Genomic DNA, 24,985 nt, shown 5'->3' on the forward strand with positions numbered 1-24,985 from the left:
AATCATTATTAAATAATTAGACATTTTGTGATATTCATCAAATACCCCCTTAATAAAATTTTGGGGTACTGCCTATACTACTTAATAATCAAATTAAATATACCTCGTGCAATTTGTGTATGGACTTAACAACCAGATCGGGTTCATAGCTATTTAGAGAAGATACCTCTTCATCAAACCCTTCAAATAAGTTTATATAAGAATAAACAAAGGAAGTTAAGAATAGTTGTTGAGAAAATGTTAAGTCAGAAAATGAAGTTTGTAGTTCGTTCTGTCCTTTAACTAACTGTGTTTTATTATGGCAGCATTGCTTTTTTAAAATGTTATTACATTTTTCAGTGGTGCTTACTTTCTCTGCCATTTCCATACCACATGAATCAGCTTTAGTAAAAACTGATAATGATACAAGTTGATCTCCGCAATAATGCTCATCTATAGTAAAAGACACTGTAGAAAAGAACACTACTACTGCGAGTACACTACTTAATATTTTACTAAGTATGGATTTCATAATTACAAATATACAAAGAATAACTATTAGTGATGTACGAAAATTATCTTAAAAATAAATTTATATCATTTTGTTTTCTCAAATAATCAGTTGATTTATAAAAGATTGTTATAACCCTTAGAGGAGATTTATCTATGGATTGTCATACTTTGTAGAGAGAATACCTGTTAACGTAGAATCAATTTTTTACTAAGATTATAAAATTGGACATTCGTAGTGTGATTAATAAAAATTTGAGTTTTTGATAGCAAAATCAATGTAGAATTTAAGACCCTATTTCAAGTTTTCATAGCAGTTATATAAGAAATGGGTTTTTTTAATTATTTCAGTCTAAGTTTTAGAATGATGTAATTATGGTTAAAATTTTTGGGTTATCTAATTAAAAAAAGGGTTTTCTGTAAAGGAATCCCTTTTTAATTGGTTTCTACATTATTTTTTTTACCCTTAAATCGTTTTTTTAATTCAGTTAATATATCGGTTTGCGTAATATCTTTCATATCTTTTTTGACCAATAAGTGGGCAAGTGTTTGTATGTAGGCTTCACCAAAAGCTGTAGTAACCGCTGCTGCTGTACCTGCAGAAATAATACCACCGGCAACACTACCAACTCCAGGAATAAATTTTAATAAATTAGAAGCTATACTTCTTCCAATTAGGGTGGCACCGCTTCCGGTAATTACTGATGCTATTAAGGTTTTTAGAAAGCCTTCTTCTAGGGTGAACCCAAAAACTGATGTAATACCTGCCAGCATAGTTACTTGTACAGGTACTAATGCAACAGCATCTGAAAAAGGTATAGGGGTGGCTCCAATACTACCAGCAATTCCCGCAGCCGAAACTACTATTTTATGGGCTGTCTTTTTTTTTATATCTATAGAAACTTTTTGAGAAGCAGCAAAAGCTCTATGTTGTCCTTCTGGCACTATTTCCATAGTAGCTTCTACAAGTTCTTGTAAACCGAATTTTTTAATTACATATCCATCATCTAAGGTTTCATCAATAGAGTTTACCCTGATAATGTTTTTTACATCTTTTAAATGTTCAAAAACAATTGCTCTAAAACCTCTATCTGCTTGTGCTTTTGTAATAACCCCTAAAACAGGTATATAACTCGCAAGCATTTTGGTTAACTGTATTTCAGCATCTTCAATTCTTCTAGAGCTTTCATCAATGCATACCCAGGCAGCATGTATATGTTCATCGGGGTTTTTACGTTTAGAACGTTCTTTAACCAATTCTTCTAATTGCGAATAGGTAGTTTCAAATTCGCTAACTTCCATTCCTCTAGTGTCAAACAACGTTAAAGGAATCCCTTCTTTTTTTATTTCCCGAGTACTTTTTGTAACAGGTTTACCCTGTCCGGTGGTAGCGTAGTTACCTTGAAATACAGCATTAATGAGCGTAGATTTTCCAACACCCGTTTTTCCAGCAATTAAAATATTTATATTGCCTGTTTCTGTTTTTGCTTTATCAATAGCCTCTTTAACTACTTTACCTATATCTAGTTGACTCATATATTTATGCTATACATATAAATATAAGAATCTTATTAGCTTGATTATTGTTTTTAAGAAAATGTTATTACAATTTTATAATACAAAGGAAGTATAGCCAACCTATATAAAAGAGTTGAATAGGTATTCTAAGCCATAAATATGAAAGTCCGGGACCTTCAATTTTTGGGTTTTGATAGTTTATCTTTTCAACTGCGCTATAAATATTAAAAGGTAAAACACATATAAGGTATACTATAATAACCCACGCAAATAACTTTTCATATTTTGGAATTAATAGCACGAACGCTAAGACAATTTCTAGAATACCACTTAGTACTATAAGTTGAAAACGAAATGGAAAGAAAGAAGGAATCATATATTGCATTCCTTCGGTGTACATAAAGTGGCCTAATGAGGCAAATAGCAACATACCCGTAATAGCAAAAATTGCGGCTTTATGTACATGATAATATCCAAAAGCTATTTTGGTTATAAATAAGGTAACTACAAAAACAACTAATAGGGCTATAAAAGGTTTCATATGTTTTTGTTACAAACTTAGGTAACCAAAATATGTGATAAAATGAACCCGAGTTAATTAATTCGTTTCCTAATTCTACTTAATGCTTGTGGAGTTACCCCTATATAAGAAGCTATATATTTTAGTGGAATTTGAGCTATCACATTTGGTCGGTCTTTAAATAAATTTATATATCGTTTTTCAGGTGTTTCTTGAAGAAATGAATACTCTCTTTTAGTTTTCAGCAAGAACAGATTTTCTGCAATGTGTCTGCCTATTTCATTTCCAGATGAGGTATTTTGATAAATGAAATGGAGATCATTATAATGTATCTTATAGAGTACTGTGCTAGTTAGGCTTTCAATAGTAAAGTTACTAGGTGTTCGGGTAATAAAGGAATCATAACCACTCATAAAGGTATTGCTAAAACCAAAACCTAGAGTAATCTCTTTTTCTTCTAATGGAATATATTGTCGTAAAATTCCATCTTTTATAAAATAGATATAGTTTTCAACATACCCTTGTTTTAATATGGATGTTTTTTTTGAGACCGCACATTTGATAAGTTTTTCGCTGAATAGTTTCCAATCCTTATCGTTTATCGGGCTAAGTAGTTCTAATTGTTCTCTAATTTCATGCATTAAAAAGCCGTTTGTAAGTATATTATAAAGGATTATTTATTAAAGTTATGTTATTATTTAAAATAAATATAAATAATTTTTGATGGTTATGGGTATACCTTTCCATAAATATTTATGGTTTTATATTGTTGATAATTAAATATTTATAATGAAAGTTATTTAGTTTAGGTTTAATTTGTTAGGTTCAAATTAAACCATTTCAATACTTATGAGTCCTATAAACTCTAGGATAACTCGTTATTTAGAATTATTTTTGATAACGAAAATTGAACATTAAATATAGTAATGAAAAAAGTCTATTTAACCTTTATAGGTTTACTTATGGTAATGCTTGTATCGGCACAGCAAAACATTTTAATTCAGAATGATTTTTGGAAAAAAAATCCGTCAGTATCAACTATAAAAAAAGCTATTAAAGATGGTAATAGTCCAGTAGAAAAAAATTCAAGAAGTTTTGATGCTACTGCGCTTGCTATTTTAGAAGGAGCTTCTGTTGATGCGGTTGATTATTTAATCTCTTTGAAAGAAGTTTCTGTGAATACAAGAACACATGATGGTCGTACGTATTTAATATGGGCAGCTTACAAGGGAAACTTACCAGTAATACAACTGTTATTAAAAAAGGGAGCAGATGTTAGTTTGAAAGGAACACATGGATTTGATGCTATTAATTTTGCAGCCTTTGCTGGTATAGATAATAAGGAATTGTATGATGCTTTAATAAATGGTGGTGCAGATATTACCCAAACTAATAATGATGGAGCATCGGCAATACTTTTAGTAGCTTCTAGAGTTAAAGATGCATCTTTAATTGATTATTTTGTTTCAAAAGGATTGGATATTAATAGTGTTGATGAAGAAGGGAATGGCATTTTTAATTATGCCGCAAGAGGTGGAAATATACCACTTATGAAAATTTTAGTAGATAGAGGTATTGCTTATAAAAATACGAATAAAGAGGGAGCAAATGCTGTTCTTTTTGCTGCTAAAGGAACACGTAGAGGAGCTCCAGATTTAGAAACGTTTGAGTTTTTAGCCTCGTTGGGTTTAAAAATGAATACAACAGATCGTATAGGAAATACACCATTAACTATTATTAGTGGTAAAGCTAAAAATTTGGAGCTAATTAATTACTTTATTAAGAAAGGTGTAGAAGTAAATAGAGTAAACGAAGAAGGCACAAATGCATTGCTTAGTGCAGCAGGAAATACTATAGAAATAGTAGAAAGATTAGCTACACTTACTAAAGATTTGAATCATGCTAATAAAGATGGAGTAACCGCTTTAGCTATAGCTATGAAATATAATTCTGCCGAGGTGGTTTCTATGCTTTTAGAGAGAGGAGCTTCTGTAGATGTAAACGACAAAGATGGTAATAGTATACTTTACTATTGGGCAACTACCAATTCTGTTAGACGTTCTGCTACTAAAGTAGACCAAACTAAATTAGCTCTATTAAAAAAACAAGGTTTTGATGTAGCTAAAGCTCAGCCAAATGGCAATAATTTATTTCATATTGCAGTAGAGACAGAAAATATGGATTTACTTAAATTAGCTTTGGCAGAGGATGTTGATATCAATGCTAAAAATAAAGAAGGGTATACGCCATTGTTAAAAGCAGCTTTATTAGCTAAGGATACACAAATACTAAAATTTTTAGTGGCTAATGGAGCAGATGTAAAAGCAACTACTGATTTTGAGGAAAGTGCTTATGATTTGGCTAGCGAAAATGAATTGTTAAAAGAAGCCAAAGCTTCTATAGAATTTTTAAAATAAGAAGTTGATTATGAAAAATATAACGTATAAAATGGTATTACTTGCTGTAGCTATATTCTCTATGGTAGGTTTTACGGCTTCTAACACCTTTGAAGCACAAACAGTAAAGTGTTTGTTACAAACAAAAAATTATACAGGGGAAGGCGCTTACATTGCCGTATCATTAATTAATGATAAAGGAGGATACGAGCAAACACTATATATGGTAGGTGATGATAGTGAATGGTATGAGTCTTTACAACAGTGGTACAGAGGTATTGGGCACAAAGAGGATGATGTAGATGCTATTAGTGGAGCTACCATAAACCCTGGAGCAAGAGCTATTATTGCATTTGATGTTCCAAAAGAGAAACTTGATAAAGGTTACAAAATTAGATTTGAAAGTGCAGTAGAGGATCAAGAATATTACACTTCTGATTTGGAAGTTCCTTTTACAACTGAGAGTTTAAATGGTAAATTTGAAGGAACGGGATATATTCGTTATATCCGTTTAATTTCAAAATAAGTTTATGACATTATCAATATGGAGATACAGCCACTTAGCGTTGGCTGTATGCTCTTTTTTATTTTTAATTATTGCTTCTTTAACCGGAATTGTATTGGCATTTCAGCCAATTAATAATGAATTTCAATTATCTTCTAACACTAATTTAAATGAAATTCCGGTTGCCAAAACTATAGATGCTCTTCAACAAAATTACCTTGAAATTTTAGAGGTAAAAATAACCCCTAGCCACTTAGTTACAGCTTCTGTAATTACAGATGAAGGCGATTTGGAGGAGTTTTATATAGACCCAATTACTACTGAAAAAATATGTGATATTATACCTGAAACAGCTACCTATAAGTTTGCAAAAACCTTACACAGATCATTGTTTTTACATACAACAGGTCGAATTTTTATGATGCTAACTTCCTTTATACTTGTAATTATTACTATTTCAGGATTTGTACTTATTATAAAAAGACAACAGGGTATTAGGCATTTTTTTGATAGAATTATCAATGATCATTTTTTTCAGTATAGTCACGTTTATCTTGGTAGAGTACTTTTAATACCCATATTGATTATTAGTATTAGTGGAGTGTTGCTATCGGTTTATCAATTAAATATTGTTACACATACGGTATTAGAGCACAGTATAGATGAAGATAATTTAAGTGAGGAACCTACTTTATTAGTTGAAGAATTTCCTGGTATACATGATGTTTACTTGAGTGACATAAAATCTATTGAATTTCCTTTTTCACCAGATGTAACCGATTTTTATAAATTTTATCTAGAAGATAGAGAGCTTGTTATCAATCAGTATACAGGGGAGGTAGAAAGTAGTATTAGGTATCCTTTCTCTGAAATAGCATATCAATGGGGATATATTTTGCATACTGGTGAAAGTAGCTATTGGTGGGCAACAATTTTATTATTAGCGGCAATTGCTATTTTATTCTTTGTAGTATCAGGATTTAAAATAACTTTTAAAAGAAGAGAAGCTAAATTAAAGAATAAGTACAAAAGGGTAGAAGCCACTCATGTGATATTAGTAGGTTCAGAAGGGGGTACCACCCTTAAGTTTGCTGTATGGCTACAAGAACAGCTAACGAATAACCAAAAGAAGGTATATATAGATCATTTAAACAACTATACCCACTATCCTAAACTCCAACAGCTTTTAATTTTAACGGCAAGTTATGGGGTAGGAGAAGCACCTTCTAATGCCAGCAAATTTATAAGTAAGTTTAGTAATGTAAGTAATACTAATTTTCAATTTACCGTTTTAGGTTTTGGATCATTAGCTTATAAAGACTATTGTAAATTTGCTTATGAGGTACAAGCTGTTTTAAAAAAATCTCCTAATTGTACTCCAGTATTGCCTTTACATACTGTAAACAATCAATCTGCTGAGTCGTTTAACCAATGGGTTTTACAATATGCAGAGGTAAGTGGTGTAGCACTTGGTAATTATAAAAGAAATGAAGATGCTTTTAAGCATAGTAGGGAAAAAGAGTTCGTGGTACAGGTTAAAACTGAATTAGAAACTTCTAGTAACGCGTTTATGTTGTTTTTAAAACCTACGGATAAAAGCAAGTTTAAGTCGGGTGATTTAGTAGGTATTTCTCCAGCCCAAGAGGAACATCAACGGTTGTATTCTGTTGGGGTTTTACCTAATCAAGAACTTGTACTTAGTATTAAGTTACACGAATATGGTAAGTGTTCAAATTTCTTAAATAATTTATCTGCAGGAGAAACAATTAAGGCTTCTAGAATTAAAAATAAGAGTTTCTATTTTCCTAAACGTGCTAACCATGTGGTTTTAATAGCTACTGGTACTGGTATAGCGCCTTTTTTAGGAATGGTAAAGCAAAATACTAGCAAAATAGCTACACATCTTTTTTGGGGTGCTAAAAATAGTATTTCATATAATTTATATGCAGATATTGTTTCAGAAGCATTACAAAATAAGCAATTAGAAGATTTTATACCCGCATATTCTAGAGAGTTTACTGAAAAACAATATGTTCAGGATAAGCTAAAAGAAAAATCGGAATGGTTGGCAGGTGTTCTAGATTCAGGCGGAGTGATAATGATTTGTGGTTCCGTTTTAATGCAAAAAGATGTGCTTGAATTATTACAAAGTATTTGTTTAGAATATAACGGTAAACCTCTTAGTTACTATCAGAAGAAAAAGCAATTATTAATGGATTGCTACTAAATAAAAAAGGCTGCTTAAATGTTTAAGCAGCCTTTCTTTTTATGTGTGATAATTGTAAGCTAATTTTAAATAAAATTCATCCAATCAGAATTTTCATTGTAGGCAACAATTGGTTCTGCGTTATTGTAATCAATAAAATCAGAAAGTAATCTAGTAATATCCATAGACATATGTTTGAAACAATTATCAAATAAATCATTTCTAAAGCCTTTATCTACCATCTCACTAACATACTGTAAACTCACCATTCTTGCTACAACCTGTCCCAAAACAACCATTTGTCTTTGAACCATGTTGTCAGGTAAGTTAAAATCTAATTGTTTTTTCAGCATTGGAGCAATTCTGCTAGTTCTATCCATTTCAGAAAGAGCTTTACCAAGCTTTGTCTCCTTAAGCCTTTTCATTTGCTTAGTAACAACTTCTGCAATTTGAGTATAAAGCATTTCGTTAGAACCTTCAAAAATTTGGAAAGGTCTACTATCTACAATACCACGGCCTGCAATATGATCTAGTTTATATCCACTAGAACCAGAAAGTTGTGTGCATAGTTGAGCAGATTCTTGCATCATGTCTGTTACCAAAGCTTTCATACTGTTTGCTTCTAAACCTTGACCAGATAGTTCAAAATCAATTCCACTCATAGAAGAACTTCTAGCGCACATACCAGAACATAAACTATAAGCAGCTTGAATTCTAGAAATCTGGAATTTTACAGAATCTAAATGCAGTAAGCTCTGTCCGCCAACAATACGGTTGGTACAATGCTCAATAGCTTCGTCTAACATTCTTTTAATAAAGCCCATTCCCATACCCGGAAATTGTAATCTACTACGGTGTAGTATATCAAGCATCATTTTAATACCTGTGCGTGGTGCTTCTAATTTCTGATTTGCAGGAACTTTTAAGTCAATATTATTCAAACCGTAAGGTATCATATATAACCCTAGGTTGTTGAAATAGTTCTCTACATTGATTTTTTGTTCAGGCTTACTTTCATCTGTAACAAAAAAGTCAATATCTCTTGCTAGATCTCCATTATCATTTTTCTTTCTAGATGTTACTAACCAATAGTCTGCCATGCCAGTTAGACCTTGCCAGTGCTTTTGACCTTTAAGTGCATATCCTTCTTCCGTTAGCACATTACTGGTTTGCATACTTAAAGCATCACTACCATAATCTGGTTCAGTAATCATAAGGCCACCCATAGCGCCATGATTTATAAAACGATTGTAGACTTCTGGTTTAATAGCATCGTTACTATATTTAGCAAATGGTTCTAAAAATAGGGCAATGTTAATACCAAAAGTTAGAGATAACGGTAAGGCTTCATAAGATGCTGCAGAAAGCACACTTAAACACTCCTTTACTTCTAATCCGCGTCCACCAAATTGTTCTGGCACAGCAACTGATAATGGTTTTAATGCCATTATTTCACTCCAAACTTTTTCTGGTAATCCACGAGAAAGACTTAAGTTATCAATATCCGTTTTGTTATGAAATAAATCATGCAATCGGTCTTTAAATCTAGTAATAAACTCCTCAAAATTTTCTTTCATAATAGGGGTCGTTAATTTTCTAAACTTTATATATCTAAGTACTTACGTACGTATTACTTTCTTATTTCTTGAACTTATTTCACGAAAAATAAGACGATTTTATAAATATAACTTTTTCTCCTAGCTATAAGGGGTTAAAGGTCTGATATTCTTTTGAAATAATAAGAATTTTTGATAAATAATTTTAACTTTTTATAATAATTTCATTAAAAAAGTACGCTATAATTATTTTTTTATTTAATAGACGTTCTATTTGTAAGGAATAACGTGTGGAGGTTGATAGTCATAATTTTCTAAACCGAAATTATTATTTGTAGATGCTTTAATTTGGAAATTGCCTCCATTAGCTCCTGGAATTTCGGGTATATAGAAGAACGAAATAGTAATATTTTCAAATACAAAGTAATCATTACTTATTAGAAAACCGAACCCAAACTTTTTATAAGATTCATTTTGAAATAAAGGCTGCTTTTCTTGCCCTATGTATCCTAAATCTACGTTTATGAATGGACTCATACGAAAACCCAACCAATTGAAGGGAACATAAGATTGCGTTTTAAAACTAAACACAAACTTTCGAGTTCCATGCACTATTGGACTGTCAAAGCCTTGTATACCATTGTCTTCATTTAAGGTAATTCTATCTAAAACAAAGTCTTTTCTACCAAAACCCATTACGGAGTTTATTCTTGCAAATTGTCTAAAATACCAAGCGCCAATTCTAAAAACCGGAGTAAAATATGTACTTTCTAGTCTAAGTAAAGATTGTGTAGTTTTACCATCATTAAAGTAACTTCCATATTCAAAATTTCCTGCCAAGTAGCCAAAATTTTTAAAATAGTTATTTAAAGTAATACTGGTACCTAAATAACAATTACCACCCATAGGATACTGTTGGTATCCGGCATTTAAAAATAAACTACTTCCTATAGCAATATCTTCAATATCACCATTTCTAAATATATAACGGTCTCTAACGTAATTTACGTGTCTTACTCCAATGGAAGTCATATATAAATCTTCATCTTGAAAATAAGAAACAGAGTCAATAGTAGCATCGGGTTTATCCATATAATCTGTATGAGTGTACCTAGCTGCCAAAATTAAATTTGTGGGTAATTTTTCTGAATTCTTTTGGTTACTAATAGGAATTGCTAAACCACTCCATACATCAAAGGTATTATCTTCTACAGGCTCATAAATAATGGTATCTAACTGGTTAATATAAAGTCCTTCTAGTTTAAGTTGTTCTGTATAGCCTATTTTACCCGCCCACCTAGTAAATGGAGAGTAAAAAGTTCTATCAACTACAAATTTATTTTCAAAGGTATTGTCAATTTCTAAATCTCTTGATGCTTCTGCGTTTATAAAGGTGTTGTACAAGTTGGCTGCTCTGTATCCTAATGTATAGGCGTTTCCTTTATTGTCTTTATAGCCTTGTTTATAAGCCATAGTTAATCGGTGCCCCAACCCCATAAAGTTAAATTCCCTTAATCTAATTTCTCCACTGCTTCCACTAACGTCACCATCTACAAGAAAACTCCAACTATCTAAAACATATATGTAGAGGTCTACTTCTTCATCATTATTTTGAATTGGAGTAGGTTTTATAAGGGCACGTCTTATAAAATTACGGCGTCTTAATAAACGTTCAGATTCTAGTATGAGTAAGGAATCTAATGGCTGATTTTCTTTAACTAAAAGTAAACCTCTCACCGTGAAGGGGGTAGTTTTCAGGTGCACAGAATTAGCTAGTATGTCTAATTTTCTTGTGGGTACTTGCGTGGTATCCTTTTCATTGTAACCAATAGGGTCTAAAGATTTAATAACAATTTTTCTGATTGTTTTGCCTTGATATTCTTTAAAATTTCTTTGAAGATCTCTTTCTAAAGTTGCAGCTGTGGCTTTTTTATCAGAAGGATTTACAGGTTTAAAAATAAAGTCGTGTAACATATGTCCGAATTTACTTTTACCGGATTTATCCTGTAGGTTTTGATAGAATTGTTGATTTTTAAGTTGCCTTACACTATCAATTTCTTTTCGTTTTGTGGAGATAGAGTCTTTCTTTTGAGCATATAAGGAAGCTCCACAAAAAAAAATGATAATTAAAACAACATACTTCAATTCCTACTCATTTTAACGGTAACCAAACATACTATTTTTTTAAGTAGTGGGAACCATTTTAACTTTAAAAGTTCAAGTTTAAGAGTGTTTTTAAGATATATTTAAAGTATACTTCTATAAGTAAAAGCTACCCCTCAAAATTTATTGAATGGGGTAGCAAAGTTATACTACTTATTTGTCATATTTTTCCAAGCAGTAAATCCTCCTGCTAAATTGTAGATATTATTAAATCCGTTATGTGCTAGAATAAGAGATGATAAATAGCCTCTTAGTCCTTTTGCACAGTAAACTAGTATGGACTTGTTAGGATCTAATTCTTCCAATCTGTTTCTTAATTCATCCAAAGGAATATTTACAGCATTATCTAGAGCACCATTTTTATGTAATTCTGCAACGTTTCTTACATCTAATAGAATCAAATCTTTATTCGTATGTATTAGCTCTGCTGCTTTAGTTACATTTACTTCCTGATACTTTTGTTTTAAAGAGTTTTCTGCTACATAGCCGGCAACTACAACAGGGTCTTTTGCTGGGGAGTAGGGCGGGGCATACGCTAAATCTAATCGAGGTAAATCACTAATAGTTAGTTTAGCATATATTGCGGTGGCTAGTACATCAACTCTCTTATCTACACCTTTTTCTCCAATCATTTCTGCTCCAAGAATAACTCCTGAATCAGCATCAAAATAAATTTCTAAAAATAAGTCTTTCGGATCAGGATAGAAACCTGGAGTAGTACCAGCTATAATCATGGACGATTTATAATTTATCTGTTTTCTTTCCAATTCTTTAATTCCCATTCCTGTTCTGGCAATCGTATAATCAAACAATTTCATAATGGCAGTACCATAAGCACCTTCAAAGGTTTCATTACCTCCTGCGGCATTAGCCCCTGCAACACGGCCTGCCTTGTTAGAATGCGTACCCATAGGGTACCAAGACGACTCTCCTGTGAGCAGGTTGGGTATAGAAGCGCAATCACCAGCAGCATAAATATTTGGTAACGATGTTTCCATGCGTTCATTAACAATTAGTGCCCCATTTTGTAAATGTTCAGCCCCTTTAGCTATTAACATTTCAGTATTTGGTTTTACACTAATACCTACTAACATATAGTCTGTGTAAAACCGTTCTCCATTGGTTAGAATAAGTTCTTGAACTGAAGTGTCTATTTCCTTAACAGTGGTGTTTAATTTTACTTCAACACCATTTTTGGTAAGTTCATGTAGAGCTATTTGTGCAAATTTTTTATCCCAGTTTCCTAATACCTGATCTGCGTATTCTACTATGGTTACTTTTTTACCTGCATGTACTAAATTTTCAGCAGTTTCTAATCCAATAAGTCCGGCGCCTACTATGGTAATATGTTGTGCTTTATCAATAACACCGTTTTTCATGATTTTATCAAAATCTTCTATAGTTTTAGCAAATGCCCAATTTTGATAGTTTTGAATGTTTTTAATAGGAGGTAAGAAGGCGTTTCCACCAGTAGCAAGTACAAGTTTGTCGTAAGAATAAGATCCATTGCTGGTGTAAACTAATTGTGCATTTGGGTCAATATCTATAACGGGTTCATTTAAATGTAAGTCTACCCCAAATCTTTTTTTTAGTAATTCGGGTTGCACTACCATAAGCTTGTCTCTAGTTTTAATTTTACCAGACATAGCATACGGGATACCACAAGTAGCATAACTTATATGTTTGGTTTTTTCAAAGAGTATAATTTCAGCATTTTCATTGGTTCTTCTTGCTTTAGCAGCTGCAGAAGGTCCAGCAGATAGTCCTCCTATAATAATTATTTTAGTTCGTTTCATATAGAAAACTTTAGTAGTATTTATTAGTAAAATATAGCTCTAAAGTACTTAATAAATTAGCAATGGTAAGTAACATAGGTAACATACACTATAAAGTTTTAAACGTCTATTTATTAGTGTTTTATTTAATAAAAAAAGATCTCAGAAGTTAATCTGAGATCTTTTAAACTTAAAACTTAATCGAGTATTTAAAGTCAACTAATGACTTTATATTTTAATTACTTGTCTTCTTCGGTAACCATTAATTTTTTCATCATGGTTTGTGCACAAATTGGTATGATAGAACCGGGTCCAAATACCTCAAAAATGCCTCGTTCGTACAAATATTCATAATCTTGACGTGGAATTACACCTCCTGCAAATACTAAGATATCTCCTCTTCCTAATTTTTTAAGTTCTTCTACTAGTTTAGGAATTAAAGTTTTGTGTCCACCTGCAAGTGAAGATGCACCTACAAAATCAACATCATTCTCTGCAGCTTGGCGGGCTACCTCTTCTGGTGTTTGGAATAATGGTCCCATATCTACATCAAATCCCATATCAGCAAAAGAAGACGCAATTACTTTAGCACCACGGTCGTGACCATCTTGTCCCATCTTAGCAATCATAACTCTAGGTCTTCTACCAACTTCTTCAGCAAATGAATCGGTTAATTCTTTTACTTTTAAAAATTCGGCATCGTTTCCTGTTTCTTGAGAGTATACTCCAGAAATGGTTTTTACAACTGCTTTATGTCTTCCAAAATGTTTCTCCATCGCATCTGATATTTCACCAAGTGAAGCACGTTCTCGGGCAGCATTAATAGCAAGTTCTAATAAATTACCTTCTCCTGTTTTTGCACATTCAGATAACGCTTCTAATGCTTTTTCAACAGCTTCTTGATTTCTTTCAGCTCTTAGTTTTTTCAAGCGTGCAATTTGGCTATCTCTTACAGCGGAGTTATCTACTTCAAGAACTTCAATATCAGATTCTTCGTTTACTTTGTATTTATTTACACCAACTAAAACATCTTTACCTGCATCAATTCTGGCTTGTTTTCTGGCAGATGCTTCTTCAATTCTCATTTTTGGTAAACCGGTTTCAATAGCTTTTGCCATTCCACCAAGTTCTTCAATTTCCTGAATATGTTTCCAAGCTTTGTCTATAAGCTCTTTGGTTAAATACTCTACATAATAACTACCTGCCCATGGGTCTACTACCTTGGTCATGTTGGTTTCATCTTGCAGGTATAACTGTGTATTTCTAGCAATACGTGCAGAGAAATCTGTAGGTAAGGCAATAGCTTCATCTAGTGCATTGGTATGTAAACTTTGTGTATGTCCGCAAGCAGCGGCCATAGCTTCTATACAAGTACGTGCTACATTGTTGTAAGGGTCTGCTTCACTAAGACTATATCCACTGGTTTGTGAGTGGGTTCTTAATGCCATTGATTTAGGGTTCTTAGGATTAAATTGCTTTACAATTCTTGCCCAAAGAACACGACCTGCACGCATTTTAGCTATTTCCATAAAATGGTTCATACCAACTGCCCAAAAGAATGAAAGTCTAGGCGCAAACTGGTCTATGGTTAAACCTGCTTCTATACCTGTTCTTAAATATTCTAGTCCATCGGCTAGGGTGTAGGCTAACTCAATATCTGCGGTAGCACCTGCTTCTTGCATGTGGTAACCTGAGATAGAAATAGAGTTAAAGCGTGGCATGTTCTGACTGGTAAACTTAAAGATGTCACCAATAATTTTCATAGATGGTTTAGGTGGATAGATATAGGTATTACGTACCATGAATTCTTTTAGAATATCATTTTGAATAGTACCACTTAACTGATCCATAGAAACTCCTTGTTCTTCCGCAGCTAAAATGTAAAATGCCATTACTGGAATTACGGCTCCGTTCATAGTCATAGATACTGACATTTTATCTAATGGTATATCATCAAATAAAACTTTCATATCTAGAATTGAGTCAATTGCTACCCCAGCTTTACCTACATCTCCTTCTACACGTGGGTGATCAGAATCATATCCTCGGTGAGTAGGTAAATCAAAGGCTACAGATAATCCTTTTTGCCCTGCGGCAAGGTTTCTTTTATAAAATGCATTAGATTCTTCAGCAGTAGAAAACCCTGCATACTGACGTATAGTCCAAGGTCGGTTTGCATACATAGTAGAGTAAGGACCTCTTAGGTAAGGAGGTAACCCTGCTGCATACTGAAGATGATTTGCATCTTTTATGTCGTTTTCTGAGAATGAATTTTTAACGGGAATATGTTCTGCGGTTTGCCAAGAATCTATATTGTTTACAGGCTGTTTTGCAGTGCTATTCATAGCCGCTTTTATGGTTGTGAAATCTGGTCTTTTCATCATTACAAAGTTTTAGAAGGTTCAAACAACATGTTCTGATATTCACTTAATGCTTCAATAGCATTTGTTTTAACATGAATAAATGAGTCTACACCTGCAGCTTTTAAGCTATCTACCATATCGGCAGGGTAACCTGCTAATACCAATTGTTTTTCAGGAGCAATTGATTTGAATGTAGTTGCAAACTCAACACCATCACTTACATAATCTTGGTCAGACGAACACATAACAATAATATCACCTTCGCTATTAGCCGCTTGTTTAGCCGCTTCTTCTATAGCGCTGTACATGTGTTCTCCAAGAATTTGGAATCCGGCAATACCAAAAAATTCTGCAGCAAAGGTGGCTCTTGCTTTTCTCATGGCTAAATTACCAAAGCACGAAAGGTATACTTTAGGAATGTTGCCTGTTTCCTTAAAGTTTTTCAACGTGGTTAATCGTAATGTATCAAAAGCGTTAGAGGCTCTTTGCGGTTGTAATACAGCGGTATTATCAGCTACTTTTTCTATAGTTTCCACTGTAACTTTTTCCGTAAGATTAGGGTATTTATTAGTACCCACAATTACTTTTTTACGAGCCGTGATGTCTTTCTCTTTTTGTGCTTTACTTTGTTGAATTATTTCAGGTATAAATCCTGATGAAAAGGCTTTTACAAAACCATTTTTTGATTCTACTTCTTTAAAAAGCTCTAGTGCTTTTTCAACCAATCCGTCGGTAAGATTTTCTATATAATAGGAACCAGCAGATGGGTCGGTTACTTTATCAAAGTGAGATTCTCCTTTTAAAAGGTTCGAAACATTTAACGCAATTCTATGGCTAAAATCAGAAGGTTTTTGGAAACTACTATCGTGGGGTTGAATAAGTAGTCCGTCACAACCTCCTAATACTGCTGCCATAGCTTCGGTGGTGTTTCTAAGTAGGTTAACATTTGGGTCAAATAAAGACTTTGTCCATAAACCACTTGAAGCAACTATTTGCACTGTGGTTTGTGGAACTCCATAATGAGCTGCGATAGATTGAAATACCAATCTTAGGGCTCTAATTTTACTTATCTCAAAGAAATAATCGCCACCTATAGCCGTGTGGAAGAGTACATTTTTAAACACTTCGTCAATAGCTAATTCACTTACTTCTGTTAATTCAGTAATATATTCTACTAACTTATTATTTACTAATGCTATTTCTTGAGCAATATTAGCACCACTATCTGCAAAGGCATGAGATTGAATAGTTAAGCCGTAAAATTTAGTTGCTTTACTAGTTAACTCAAGTATTTTTGCTAGTTCTGTATACTCAGGTTTAATACCTTGGGTAGTTAATAATTCTAATACATCAGATTGGTAAAAACCAGTAAGTTTTTCTAATGCAACAGATTTACTAGAGCAGTAGTTAAAATAGTTTTCAATTAATTGAGCACTTGGTTTTTCCGTTTTAAAAGAAACTGCTAAGTTTTCTAAATCTAATCCTTTTAATAAAATTTCCAAGTTGGTTGATGCAGGCTCCCTTAGAATAAAAAGTATTCCTGTAGCATCAAACGCAATCATTTTAACAGCTAATCTATTTGCTTCACTTTCATCAGCAACTTCAATTTGAAGATAATTGTTCCAAGTTCTATGGTTTGGATCTTCAATATTTAAAATTTCAGAAGGCAATTGTTTGCCTTCAGTATCTTCTGCGGTATAGAATGGTTGTACTGGTATCCCCTCGTAGGTTTTCCATACAAGCTTTCTGTCAAAGTCGGCACCTTTTAAATCTTCAGTGGCTTTTTGAACCCATTCCTCCTTGTTTACAGGAGGAAAGGTTTTTAATAAATTAAGTTCTTTTTCCATGACTCATCTAGGTTACATCACATTAATGATTCAGTTCTAATTGATTAAAAGAAACAAAGCTGTTACCAAAGCGCTCATGTGCTTCTCTATCTAATTCTTCTCTAGCATCTGGGTGAGCTACATCTATTAGAGCTTTGGCTCTTTGCGCAAGGTTTCTACCTTTTAGTTCTGCCACACCAAATTCAGTAACCACATATTGTACATGGGCACGCGTAGTTACTACACCGGCCCCTGATTTTAGTACAGGAACAATTTTAGAAACACCTTTATGTGTGATAGAAGGTAATGCGCATATAGCTTTACCACCTGGTGATAATGCTGCACCACGCATAAAGTCCATTTGTCCACCAACACCAGAATACATTCTGGTACCAATACTATCTGCACAAATTTGTCCGGTAATGTCTACCTCAATGGCAGAGTTAATGGCAATTGCCTTAGGGTTTTGACGTATTACTGCGGTATCATTTACAAACGCAATGTCCATCATCCAAACTTCTGGGTTATCATCCATAAAGTCATATAACTTTTTAGACCCCATAGCAAATCCTGATACTATTTTATAAGGTAAAACAGTTTTTTTAGACCCATTCACAACTCCCTTTTCAATTAAAGGAAGAATACCTTCTGAAAACATTTCTGTATGTACTCCTAAATCTTTATGATTTCCTAAACATGACAATACAGCATTTGGTATACCACCAATTCCCATTTGTAAGGTGGAGCCATCTTCTATCATGTTGGCAATGTGCGTACCTATTAATTGCTCTTCATCTGTAGGAGCTCCTGGTATTAATTCGTATAAAGGATCATTAACTTCTACACAAGCGTCAAACTTGTCTATGTGAATAATACCATCTCCCATAGTACGTGGTACATTAGGATTTATCTGTGCAATTACGGTTTTAGCAGACTCTAATCCGCCAATCATAATATCTACAGATACTCCTAATGAGCAATAACCATGTTTATCTGGCGGCGATACATTCACTAATGCTACATCAATAGGTAAATTACCGCTTCTGAATAGGTGAGGGATATCACTTAAAAATACAGGGTTGTATTGTGCATGCCCTTGTTGAACGGCTTTTCTAATATTACCGCCCATAAAGAAACAACTTGTTTTAAAGCTATCTGCATATTCTGGTAATACATAATCAATATATCCTTCAGTATGTATATGTACTATTTCTACATCTCTTAATTCAGAAGCTCTACCTACCATTGCTTTTAACAATGTCTGAGGGGTTGCGGCTGCAGCCTGTACTAGTACACGATCTCCTGATTTTATTAATTTTACTGCTTCTTCTGGTGTTGAATAATTTCTCATGGTGTTGAATTTAGATGATTATCCTAAAAAACTTAAAAGAATACCTGCTGCAACTGCACTACCAATTACACCTGCTACGTTAGGTGCCATAGCATGCATTAGCAAGTAATTACTTTTATCATATTTTAATGCTTCTACGTGAACAACTCTTGCACTATCTGGTACTGCAGAAACTCCGGCAGCTCCAATAAGTGGGTTAATTTTATTATCTCCTTTTAAGAAAAGGTTCATGAATTTAGCAAATAGTAAACCTCCCATAGTTGCAATTACAAATGATATAGCTCCTAAACAGAATATTTTCATAGAATCGAATGTTAAGAAAACGTCTGCTTGTGTAGAAGCTCCAACGGTTACCCCTAATAAGATGGTTACAATATCAATTAATTTTGTTCTTGCAGTTTCTGCTAAACGTTCAGTATGTCCAGATTCTTTTAAGATATTTCCAAAGAATAACATACCTAACAATGGTAATGCAGAAGGTGAAATAAAAGTGGTTAATAACAACCCTACAATAGGGAATATTATTTTCTCTTTTTTAGAAACGGCTCTTGGTGGTTTCATTTTAATAACACGCTCTTTTTGAGATGTTAATAATCTCATAATTGGCGGTTGTATTACTGGTACTAATGCCATATAACTATAAGCTGCAATAGCAATAGGACCAATAAGGTTTTGAGAACCGTTTAAACCATTAGCTAATTTGGATGATAAAAAGATTGCTGTAGGACCATCTGCACCACCAATAATACCAATAGCACCCGATTCTTGTAATGTAAATCCTAAAGCTATAGCTCCTAAGAATGTTAAGAAAACACCTATCTGAGCTGCAGCACCAAGCAACATTAGTTTTGGGTTAGATAAGAGTGATGAAAAGTCGGTCATGGCACCAATACCTAAGAATATCAGAGGTGGGTATATACCTTTTACAACTCCAAAATATAAATAATTTAAAACAGATCCTGTTTCATAAATTCCTATTTGGTTACCGGCCACAAACGGAATATTACCAATTAATATACCGGTACCAATGGGTATAAGTAACAAGGGCTCATAATCATAATTAATTGCTAGAAATATGAAGAATAAACCAACCACAATCATTACTATGTGGGCTATTGTTACATTTGCAAATCCTGTATAGCTTAAGAAAGTTGCAATACCATCTAAAGCTCTCTGGAATAAAGAACCATCTGCCGCCATAGTGGCATCAGTTCCCGAAACTTGGGCTAGGGCAAAGCCTGTTATAAAAAACGCCAAGGCCCCAATTACAAGTTTATTATATGTTCTTTTTTTATTGAATAGCATGGTAAATGTTTTTACATGGGTTAAACAAAACAAATTGTTTGTTAACCAATTTCTAATAAGATGTCTCCTTGTAATACGTTGGCGTTAGCCTGTACCTGTATAGATTTAATAGTACCAGAGCTTTCTGCCTGAATTATATTTTCCATTTTCATGGCTTCTAATACAATAAGTTCATCTCCTGTTTTAATGGTGTCACCCACATTTACGCATATTTTTAATACAGTACCAGGTAGTGGAGCTGTAATTTTCTTTACAGACGTGCTTGTTTGTAAAGGTTTAGTAGCCTTAGCTACAGGAGCTGAAGGTTGAGATCTTACCAAACGAGGTGTTTTAGTAGTTTTAATTTCTTTTTCTAATTCCACTTCGTAGGAAGTTCCGTTTACTTGCATCTGTATTTTATTCTGATCGGCATCAGTAATATGTACAGCGTAAGAATTTCCGTTTATTTTTAAATTATATTTTTTCATTTTTATCTATTATTAAAGCGATGGGTTACGTAAATCTTACTACTCCAAGGAGAGTAATTTTTAGCTACGGAGTTGATCGTTACAATAGCGTTTTCTTCGTCGTGTGCTTCTTCTAAAAACAGGTATACTGCTGTAGAAACTGCTGCCATTTGTTCACCAGAAACGTACGATTCTTTGTTGGAGGTTTCTGATGAATTGGATACTTTTTTAACCGCCGTTTTAGGTTTTTTGCTAAAGGCATTTAAAAGTTTAGGCATTAGGGTAAACAAAGTAAATAACACTAGTAACGCTATGAAAACGATAAACATTCCTACTAGTAAAATCACAAACCCTTCATCCATATTTGCGTTTAAGAACATCATAATACGTGTGGTTTATAGTGGAAGGTTTGAGTGTTTTTTAGGAGGATTCATTTCCTTCTTAGTAGCTAAAGATTCTAGCGCTCTAATAATTCTGAAACGTGTATTTCTTGGTTCAATGATATCATCAATAAAGCCATATTTTGCTGCAAGATATGGTGTAGCAAATTTTTCAGAATATTCAGTTTCTTTCTTTTCAATGAATTCTGCACGTTCTTCTTCATCCGGAATAGCGGCTAGGGCTTTACCTTCAAGAACTTCAATAGCTCCTTTGGCTCCCATAACTGCAATTTCAGCTGTTGGCCATGCATAGTTTAAATCACCTCTAAGTTGTTTACAACTCATTACATCATGCGCACCACCATATGATTTACGTAACGTAATGGTTACTTTTGGCACTGTAGCTTCACCGTAAGCAAATAATAATTTTGCTCCGTGAATAATAATACCACCATACTCTTGCGTACTACCTGGTAAGAAACCTGGTACATCTACTAAAGTTACTAATGGAATATTAAATGAATCGCAAAAACGAACAAAACGAGCTGCTTTTCTAGAGGCATCAATGTCTAGTACACCCGCAAGGAATTTTGGTTGGTTAGCCACAATACCTACTGGTCTACCATTATATCTGGCAAAACCTACAACAATGTTTTTGGCGTAATTTCTCTGTACTTCTAAAAATTCTCCATAATCTGTAGTAGCACTAATTACATCAATAATGTCATAAGGTTTGTTAGGGTTTTCTGGAATAATTTCATTTAAAGAATCCTCTAAACGATCTATAGGATCAGAGCAATCGATTACAGGAGGATCTTCAAGATTATTTTGTGGTAGGTAACTTATTAATTTTCTCATTAATAATAAACCTTCTTCTTCGGTACTTGCTAAGAAGTGAGAAACCCCAGATTTGGTGGCATGTACATTAGCACCTCCTAAATCGTCTGTGGTAATTACTTCTCCAGTAACTGTTTGTACTACTTTAGGACCGGTAACAAACATATAAGAAGTATTCTCTGTCATCATGATAAAGTCGGTAAGGGCAGGAGAGTATACTGCACCACCGGCACATGGACCAAAGATTCCTGATATTTGAGGTATTACCCCTGAGGCCATAATGTTTCTTTGGAAGATTTCTGCATATCCTGCAAGAGATCTAACCCCTTCTTGGATACGTGCTCCACCTGAATCATTTAAACCAATTACAGGAGCTCCAACTTTCATAGCCTGATCTAAAATTTTACATACTTTGTTTGCAAAGGTTTCGGATAAGGATCCTCCGAAAACTGTAAAATCCTGACTAAAAACAAAAACAATTCTTCCGTCAATGGTTCCTCTACCGGTTACTACCCCATCTGAATAGTATTTTTGTTTTTCTAGACCAAAGGAATGCGATCTGTGCGTTACAAACATATCGTACTCTTCAAAGCTATCTTCGTCAAGTAGATATTCAATACGCTCCCTTGCAGTTAGTTTACCTTTTTTGTGCTGGGCATCTATTCTTTTTTGTCCACCACCAAGCCTTGCTTCTTCTCGTTTGTCAACGAGTTCTTTAATTTTAATACTGGTAACTGACATATTATGGTGTTTATAATGTTATATTAAATTAGTGTTGTTAGTTTCAGTCTTTTTTTTCACATAATTCGGTTAATACACCGTGAGTAGATTTAGGATGTAAGAAGGCTATGTGAAGTCCTTCTGCACCTTTTCTTGGAGTTTTGTCTATCAAGCGTACTCCTTTTTCTTCAGCATCTGCTAACTGATCTTCTAATTTGTTAACAGCAAATGCTATGTGGTGAATGCCTTCACCTTTTTTCTCTAAATACTTACCAATTGGACCTTCAGGATCTGTACTTTCAAGAAGTTCAATTTTTGTTTGACCAATCATAAAAAATGCTGTTTTCACTTTTTGGTCTGTTACCTCTTCTACAGAATAACATTTAAGTCCAAGAACGTTTTCGTAGTACGCAGTAGCTTCTTCAAGATTGTTAACTGCAATACCAATATGTTCTATATAATTTAAATCCATAATCCTATGTTTTTTGGAAATTTTATTGCTATTGTTTTATTGAGTTTTAGGCCTCAGTTTTTTTGTTACTTTTTTTGTTTTTTTTATCTATTCAAATTTTAAAGGAAAAAAATTAAAAAAAACTGTTTAATATCATGTTTTATTACAGTTTTCATTGTTATAAATAGAGAATGGGTGTAATGCTGTAATTTTAATATTTTAAAAAAATGGATTTTATAAAATGCAGTAATAATGCTTGTTGTGAAGGATTATTTAAAGTATAACAATAGATGAATACCCTTTAAAAAATTAATTTTAAAGGGTTTAAGTAAGTTTTTAGCAAAAAAGGACTATTCTAATTCCATACCTGTACCAATATAAAAACTAGGATGAGGTGGCTGGTTATAACCAACATTTTGCCATACTAAACTTAGTCTATATTGTCGGTCTTGTAATAGGGTAGGTAAGAGTATATTAGTAGGGTAGGTTGTAGCATAAACTCTTAACTCTTTATTGTCTTTACTTCTAAGAATTAGTTCTTCTCGCCAATCTCCTAAAATATCTCCAGAAAGTACAGGAGTTGCTTTTGTACCGTTGTTGGAAACAGCTCCTTCTGCTTGTAATAAAATACCTTGATTGTATTTTAAGATGTAATTTTTATCTAGAATTTCTCTGGTGGCATCACCATCCCACCAAATTAGAAAATTAACTTCTTTAGGCGCTTGTCCAATAATATTACCCTTAATATCGTAAAGGTTTGGATTACCGCTCCACCACATTTGAGCTCCTTTAGTCTGAGTATCAATGTTACCACATACACCTCTACCAACATCTCGGTTAGGAGCTTCTTTAAACAAGAGCTCTCCTGATTTAGCTTTGTATAATGTTACTCCAGGTCCTGTAGTGTTATCTTCTATTTCATGGATGTTAAATATTTCTAATCCTTCTATGTCAGGATCTAAATCGCCTACATGTAAGGCATCTCCATGTCTAAAACCTGTGGAGTAAAGTCCTTTTCCGTTGTTATCTACTACCATAGCGCCAAATACAATTTCATCTTTTCCATCTTCATCTACATCAGCTATCGATAAGCCATGATTTCCCATTCCAGAGTATGGGTTTTCTCTATTTTTAGAATCAAATATCCACCTCGATATTATTTTTCCGTCTATGTAATCAAAAGCTGCTAAAACAGATCTGCCATAATACCCTCGTCCCATAATAAAACTAGGATGTTTTCCATCTAAAAAAGCTACCCCAGCTGTAAATCTATCGGCTCTGTTGGCAGTATTATCATTTTTCCCATTTCCTCCAACACCTCCCCAGCCAGATAAATCTCCACGTGGGGGGATGTAATCTACTGTAGCCATTGCTTTTCCATTTTCTCCGTTAAAAATGGTCAAGTACTCAGGACCTTTAATTATTTTACCATAGGTTTTTGATTCTGGATTGGTATCTCTCCAATCTTGGTGAGCATCGCCTATTATATTACCTAGGGCATCAGTGGTGCCATCTGCTGTTTTACAAGCCATTTCAGCTTTTCCATCCCCATCAAAATCGTACACTAAAAATTGGGTATAGTGGGCACCTTCTCTTATGTTTTTACCAAGATTTATTTCCCACAAAAGTGTACCATCCATTTTGTAGGCTTGAAAAATTGGAGGGTCTGTTAGTCCTCTGTGCGAATTGTCATGTGCTTTTCCTGTTTGGTGTAAGATAATTTCAAGTTGTCCATCACCGGTTAAATCTGCTACCGAAGCATCATTGAGTGTATAACCTTTGGGTGTTTTTAAAGGAATTGAAAAATAGGGTTTCGCATGTATTGTTGGTGTTATTGTAAAAGAACCAGATTCTTCATTTTCCTCTTGTTTAATAACCGTTTTGATCAGATAGGTATATTCTGTACCATTGTTAAAAGTACTATCAATAAACCATGTCTGTTGCTTAATTGGCGTATTATTTAATTTATGTATTGGCCTGTTAGCTTCTTTTCTATACAGATTAAAACTAATATTTTTAGGGTCATTTTTGAATAGTCTCCAGTTTACAAAAAGTTCATTACTACTTTTCTGAGTTGCTATAATACCCCTATCTAAATATTCTGTTTGTACTTGAGCATTCGTATTACTTATAGTTACTATGATATTGATGATATATATAAACACATATTTTTTCATA

19 protein-coding genes are annotated in these 24,985 nt (G+C 33.5%); 3 read left to right on the top strand and 16 right to left on the bottom strand.

Features of this window, described 5'->3' with window-relative positions; translation table 11 throughout:
- Positions 1-88: 88 nt before the first annotated feature.
- The 4 genes from Y10_RS08430 to Y10_RS08445 form a co-directional block, all read right to left on the bottom strand.
- Positions 89-511 carry an HYC_CC_PP family protein gene (locus Y10_RS08430; RefSeq protein WP_281764944.1) on the bottom strand — a complete coding sequence of 141 codons (423 nt, stop codon included), beginning with the start codon at positions 509-511 and terminating at the stop codon, positions 89-91.
- A gap of 413 nt (positions 512-924) precedes the next feature.
- The gene (locus Y10_RS08435) at positions 925-2,025 is read right to left on the bottom strand and encodes a YcjF family protein (RefSeq protein WP_281764945.1); all 1,101 of its coding nucleotides are present in this window, start codon (positions 2,023-2,025) and stop codon (positions 925-927) included.
- Positions 2,026-2,092: 67 nt separating this feature from the next.
- Positions 2,093-2,548, bottom strand: coding sequence for a DoxX family protein (locus Y10_RS08440; RefSeq protein WP_281764946.1), 456 nt, complete (start codon positions 2,546-2,548; stop codon positions 2,093-2,095).
- Between the two features lie 53 nt (positions 2,549-2,601).
- Positions 2,602-3,168 carry a Crp/Fnr family transcriptional regulator gene (locus tag Y10_RS08445; protein ID WP_281764947.1) on the bottom strand — a complete coding sequence of 189 codons (567 nt, stop codon included), beginning with the start codon at positions 3,166-3,168 and terminating at the stop codon, positions 2,602-2,604.
- 285 nt (positions 3,169-3,453) lie between these two features.
- Between Y10_RS08445 and Y10_RS08450 the strand changes: the two genes are divergently transcribed.
- Genes Y10_RS08450 through Y10_RS08460 form a run of 3 tightly spaced genes read left to right on the top strand, consistent with a single transcriptional unit; the run spans position 3,454 to position 7,655 of the window.
- A complete protein-coding gene (locus tag Y10_RS08450; RefSeq protein ID WP_281764948.1) occupies positions 3,454-4,944 on the top strand; it encodes an ankyrin repeat domain-containing protein in 1,491 nt (496 codons plus the stop codon).
- A 10-nt stretch (positions 4,945-4,954) separates the two neighbouring features.
- A complete protein-coding gene (locus Y10_RS08455) occupies positions 4,955-5,449 on the top strand; it encodes a DUF2271 domain-containing protein (RefSeq protein ID WP_281764949.1) in 495 nt (164 codons plus the stop codon).
- A 4-nt stretch (positions 5,450-5,453) separates the two neighbouring features.
- Positions 5,454-7,655 (top strand): PepSY domain-containing protein, encoded by a 2,202-nt coding sequence (locus Y10_RS08460; protein ID WP_281764950.1) that lies wholly within the window; start codon positions 5,454-5,456, stop codon positions 7,653-7,655.
- Positions 7,656-7,720: 65 nt separating this feature from the next.
- Here the strand turns inward: Y10_RS08460 and Y10_RS08465 are convergent, their stop codons facing one another.
- The 12 genes from Y10_RS08465 to Y10_RS08520 form a co-directional block, all read right to left on the bottom strand.
- Positions 7,721-9,211: an acyl-CoA dehydrogenase family protein gene (locus Y10_RS08465; RefSeq protein WP_281764951.1), complete on the bottom strand. Its 1,491-nt coding sequence runs from the start codon at positions 9,209-9,211 to the stop codon at positions 7,721-7,723.
- A 249-nt stretch (positions 9,212-9,460) separates the two neighbouring features.
- A complete protein-coding gene (locus Y10_RS08470; RefSeq protein WP_281764952.1) occupies positions 9,461-11,335 on the bottom strand; it encodes a BamA/TamA family outer membrane protein in 1,875 nt (624 codons plus the stop codon).
- Positions 11,336-11,502: 167 nt separating this feature from the next.
- Positions 11,503-13,149 (bottom strand): FAD-dependent oxidoreductase, encoded by a 1,647-nt coding sequence (locus Y10_RS08475; protein WP_281764953.1) that lies wholly within the window; start codon positions 13,147-13,149, stop codon positions 11,503-11,505.
- 218 nt (positions 13,150-13,367) lie between these two features.
- Positions 13,368-15,509 carry a methylmalonyl-CoA mutase gene (gene scpA, locus Y10_RS08480; protein ID WP_281765693.1) on the bottom strand — a complete coding sequence of 714 codons (2,142 nt, stop codon included), beginning with the start codon at positions 15,507-15,509 and terminating at the stop codon, positions 13,368-13,370.
- Between the two features lie 2 nt (positions 15,510-15,511).
- Positions 15,512-17,338 carry a methylmalonyl-CoA mutase family protein gene (locus Y10_RS08485; protein ID WP_281764954.1) on the bottom strand — a complete coding sequence of 609 codons (1,827 nt, stop codon included), beginning with the start codon at positions 17,336-17,338 and terminating at the stop codon, positions 15,512-15,514.
- 22 nt (positions 17,339-17,360) lie between these two features.
- Positions 17,361-18,668, bottom strand: coding sequence for an acetyl-CoA hydrolase/transferase family protein (locus Y10_RS08490; protein ID WP_281764955.1), 1,308 nt, complete (start codon positions 18,666-18,668; stop codon positions 17,361-17,363).
- Between the two features lie 18 nt (positions 18,669-18,686).
- A complete protein-coding gene (locus Y10_RS08495) occupies positions 18,687-19,973 on the bottom strand; it encodes a sodium ion-translocating decarboxylase subunit beta (RefSeq protein ID WP_281764956.1) in 1,287 nt (428 codons plus the stop codon).
- Between the two features lie 41 nt (positions 19,974-20,014).
- The gene (locus tag Y10_RS08500) at positions 20,015-20,440 is read right to left on the bottom strand and encodes a biotin/lipoyl-containing protein (protein WP_281764957.1); all 426 of its coding nucleotides are present in this window, start codon (positions 20,438-20,440) and stop codon (positions 20,015-20,017) included.
- 2 nt (positions 20,441-20,442) lie between these two features.
- Entirely contained in the window at positions 20,443-20,802 is a 360-nt protein-coding gene (locus tag Y10_RS08505; RefSeq protein WP_281764958.1) for an OadG family transporter subunit, read from the bottom strand.
- A 12-nt stretch (positions 20,803-20,814) separates the two neighbouring features.
- On the bottom strand, positions 20,815-22,377 hold the full coding sequence (locus Y10_RS08510) for an acyl-CoA carboxylase subunit beta (protein ID WP_281764959.1): 1,563 nt from the start codon (positions 22,375-22,377) through the stop codon (positions 20,815-20,817).
- 43 nt (positions 22,378-22,420) lie between these two features.
- Complete coding sequence (gene mce / locus Y10_RS08515) at positions 22,421-22,828, bottom strand: methylmalonyl-CoA epimerase (protein ID WP_281764960.1); 408 nt, start codon at positions 22,826-22,828, stop codon at positions 22,421-22,423.
- Between the two features lie 329 nt (positions 22,829-23,157).
- On the bottom strand, positions 23,158-24,984 hold the full coding sequence (locus tag Y10_RS08520; RefSeq protein ID WP_281764961.1) for a rhamnogalacturonan lyase: 1,827 nt from the start codon (positions 24,982-24,984) through the stop codon (positions 23,158-23,160).
- Between the last annotated feature and the right edge of the window lies 1 nt (position 24,985).

Source organism: Neptunitalea lumnitzerae (assembly GCF_027924185.1).
Taxonomy (GTDB): Bacteria; Bacteroidota; Bacteroidia; order Flavobacteriales; family Flavobacteriaceae; genus Neptunitalea; species Neptunitalea lumnitzerae.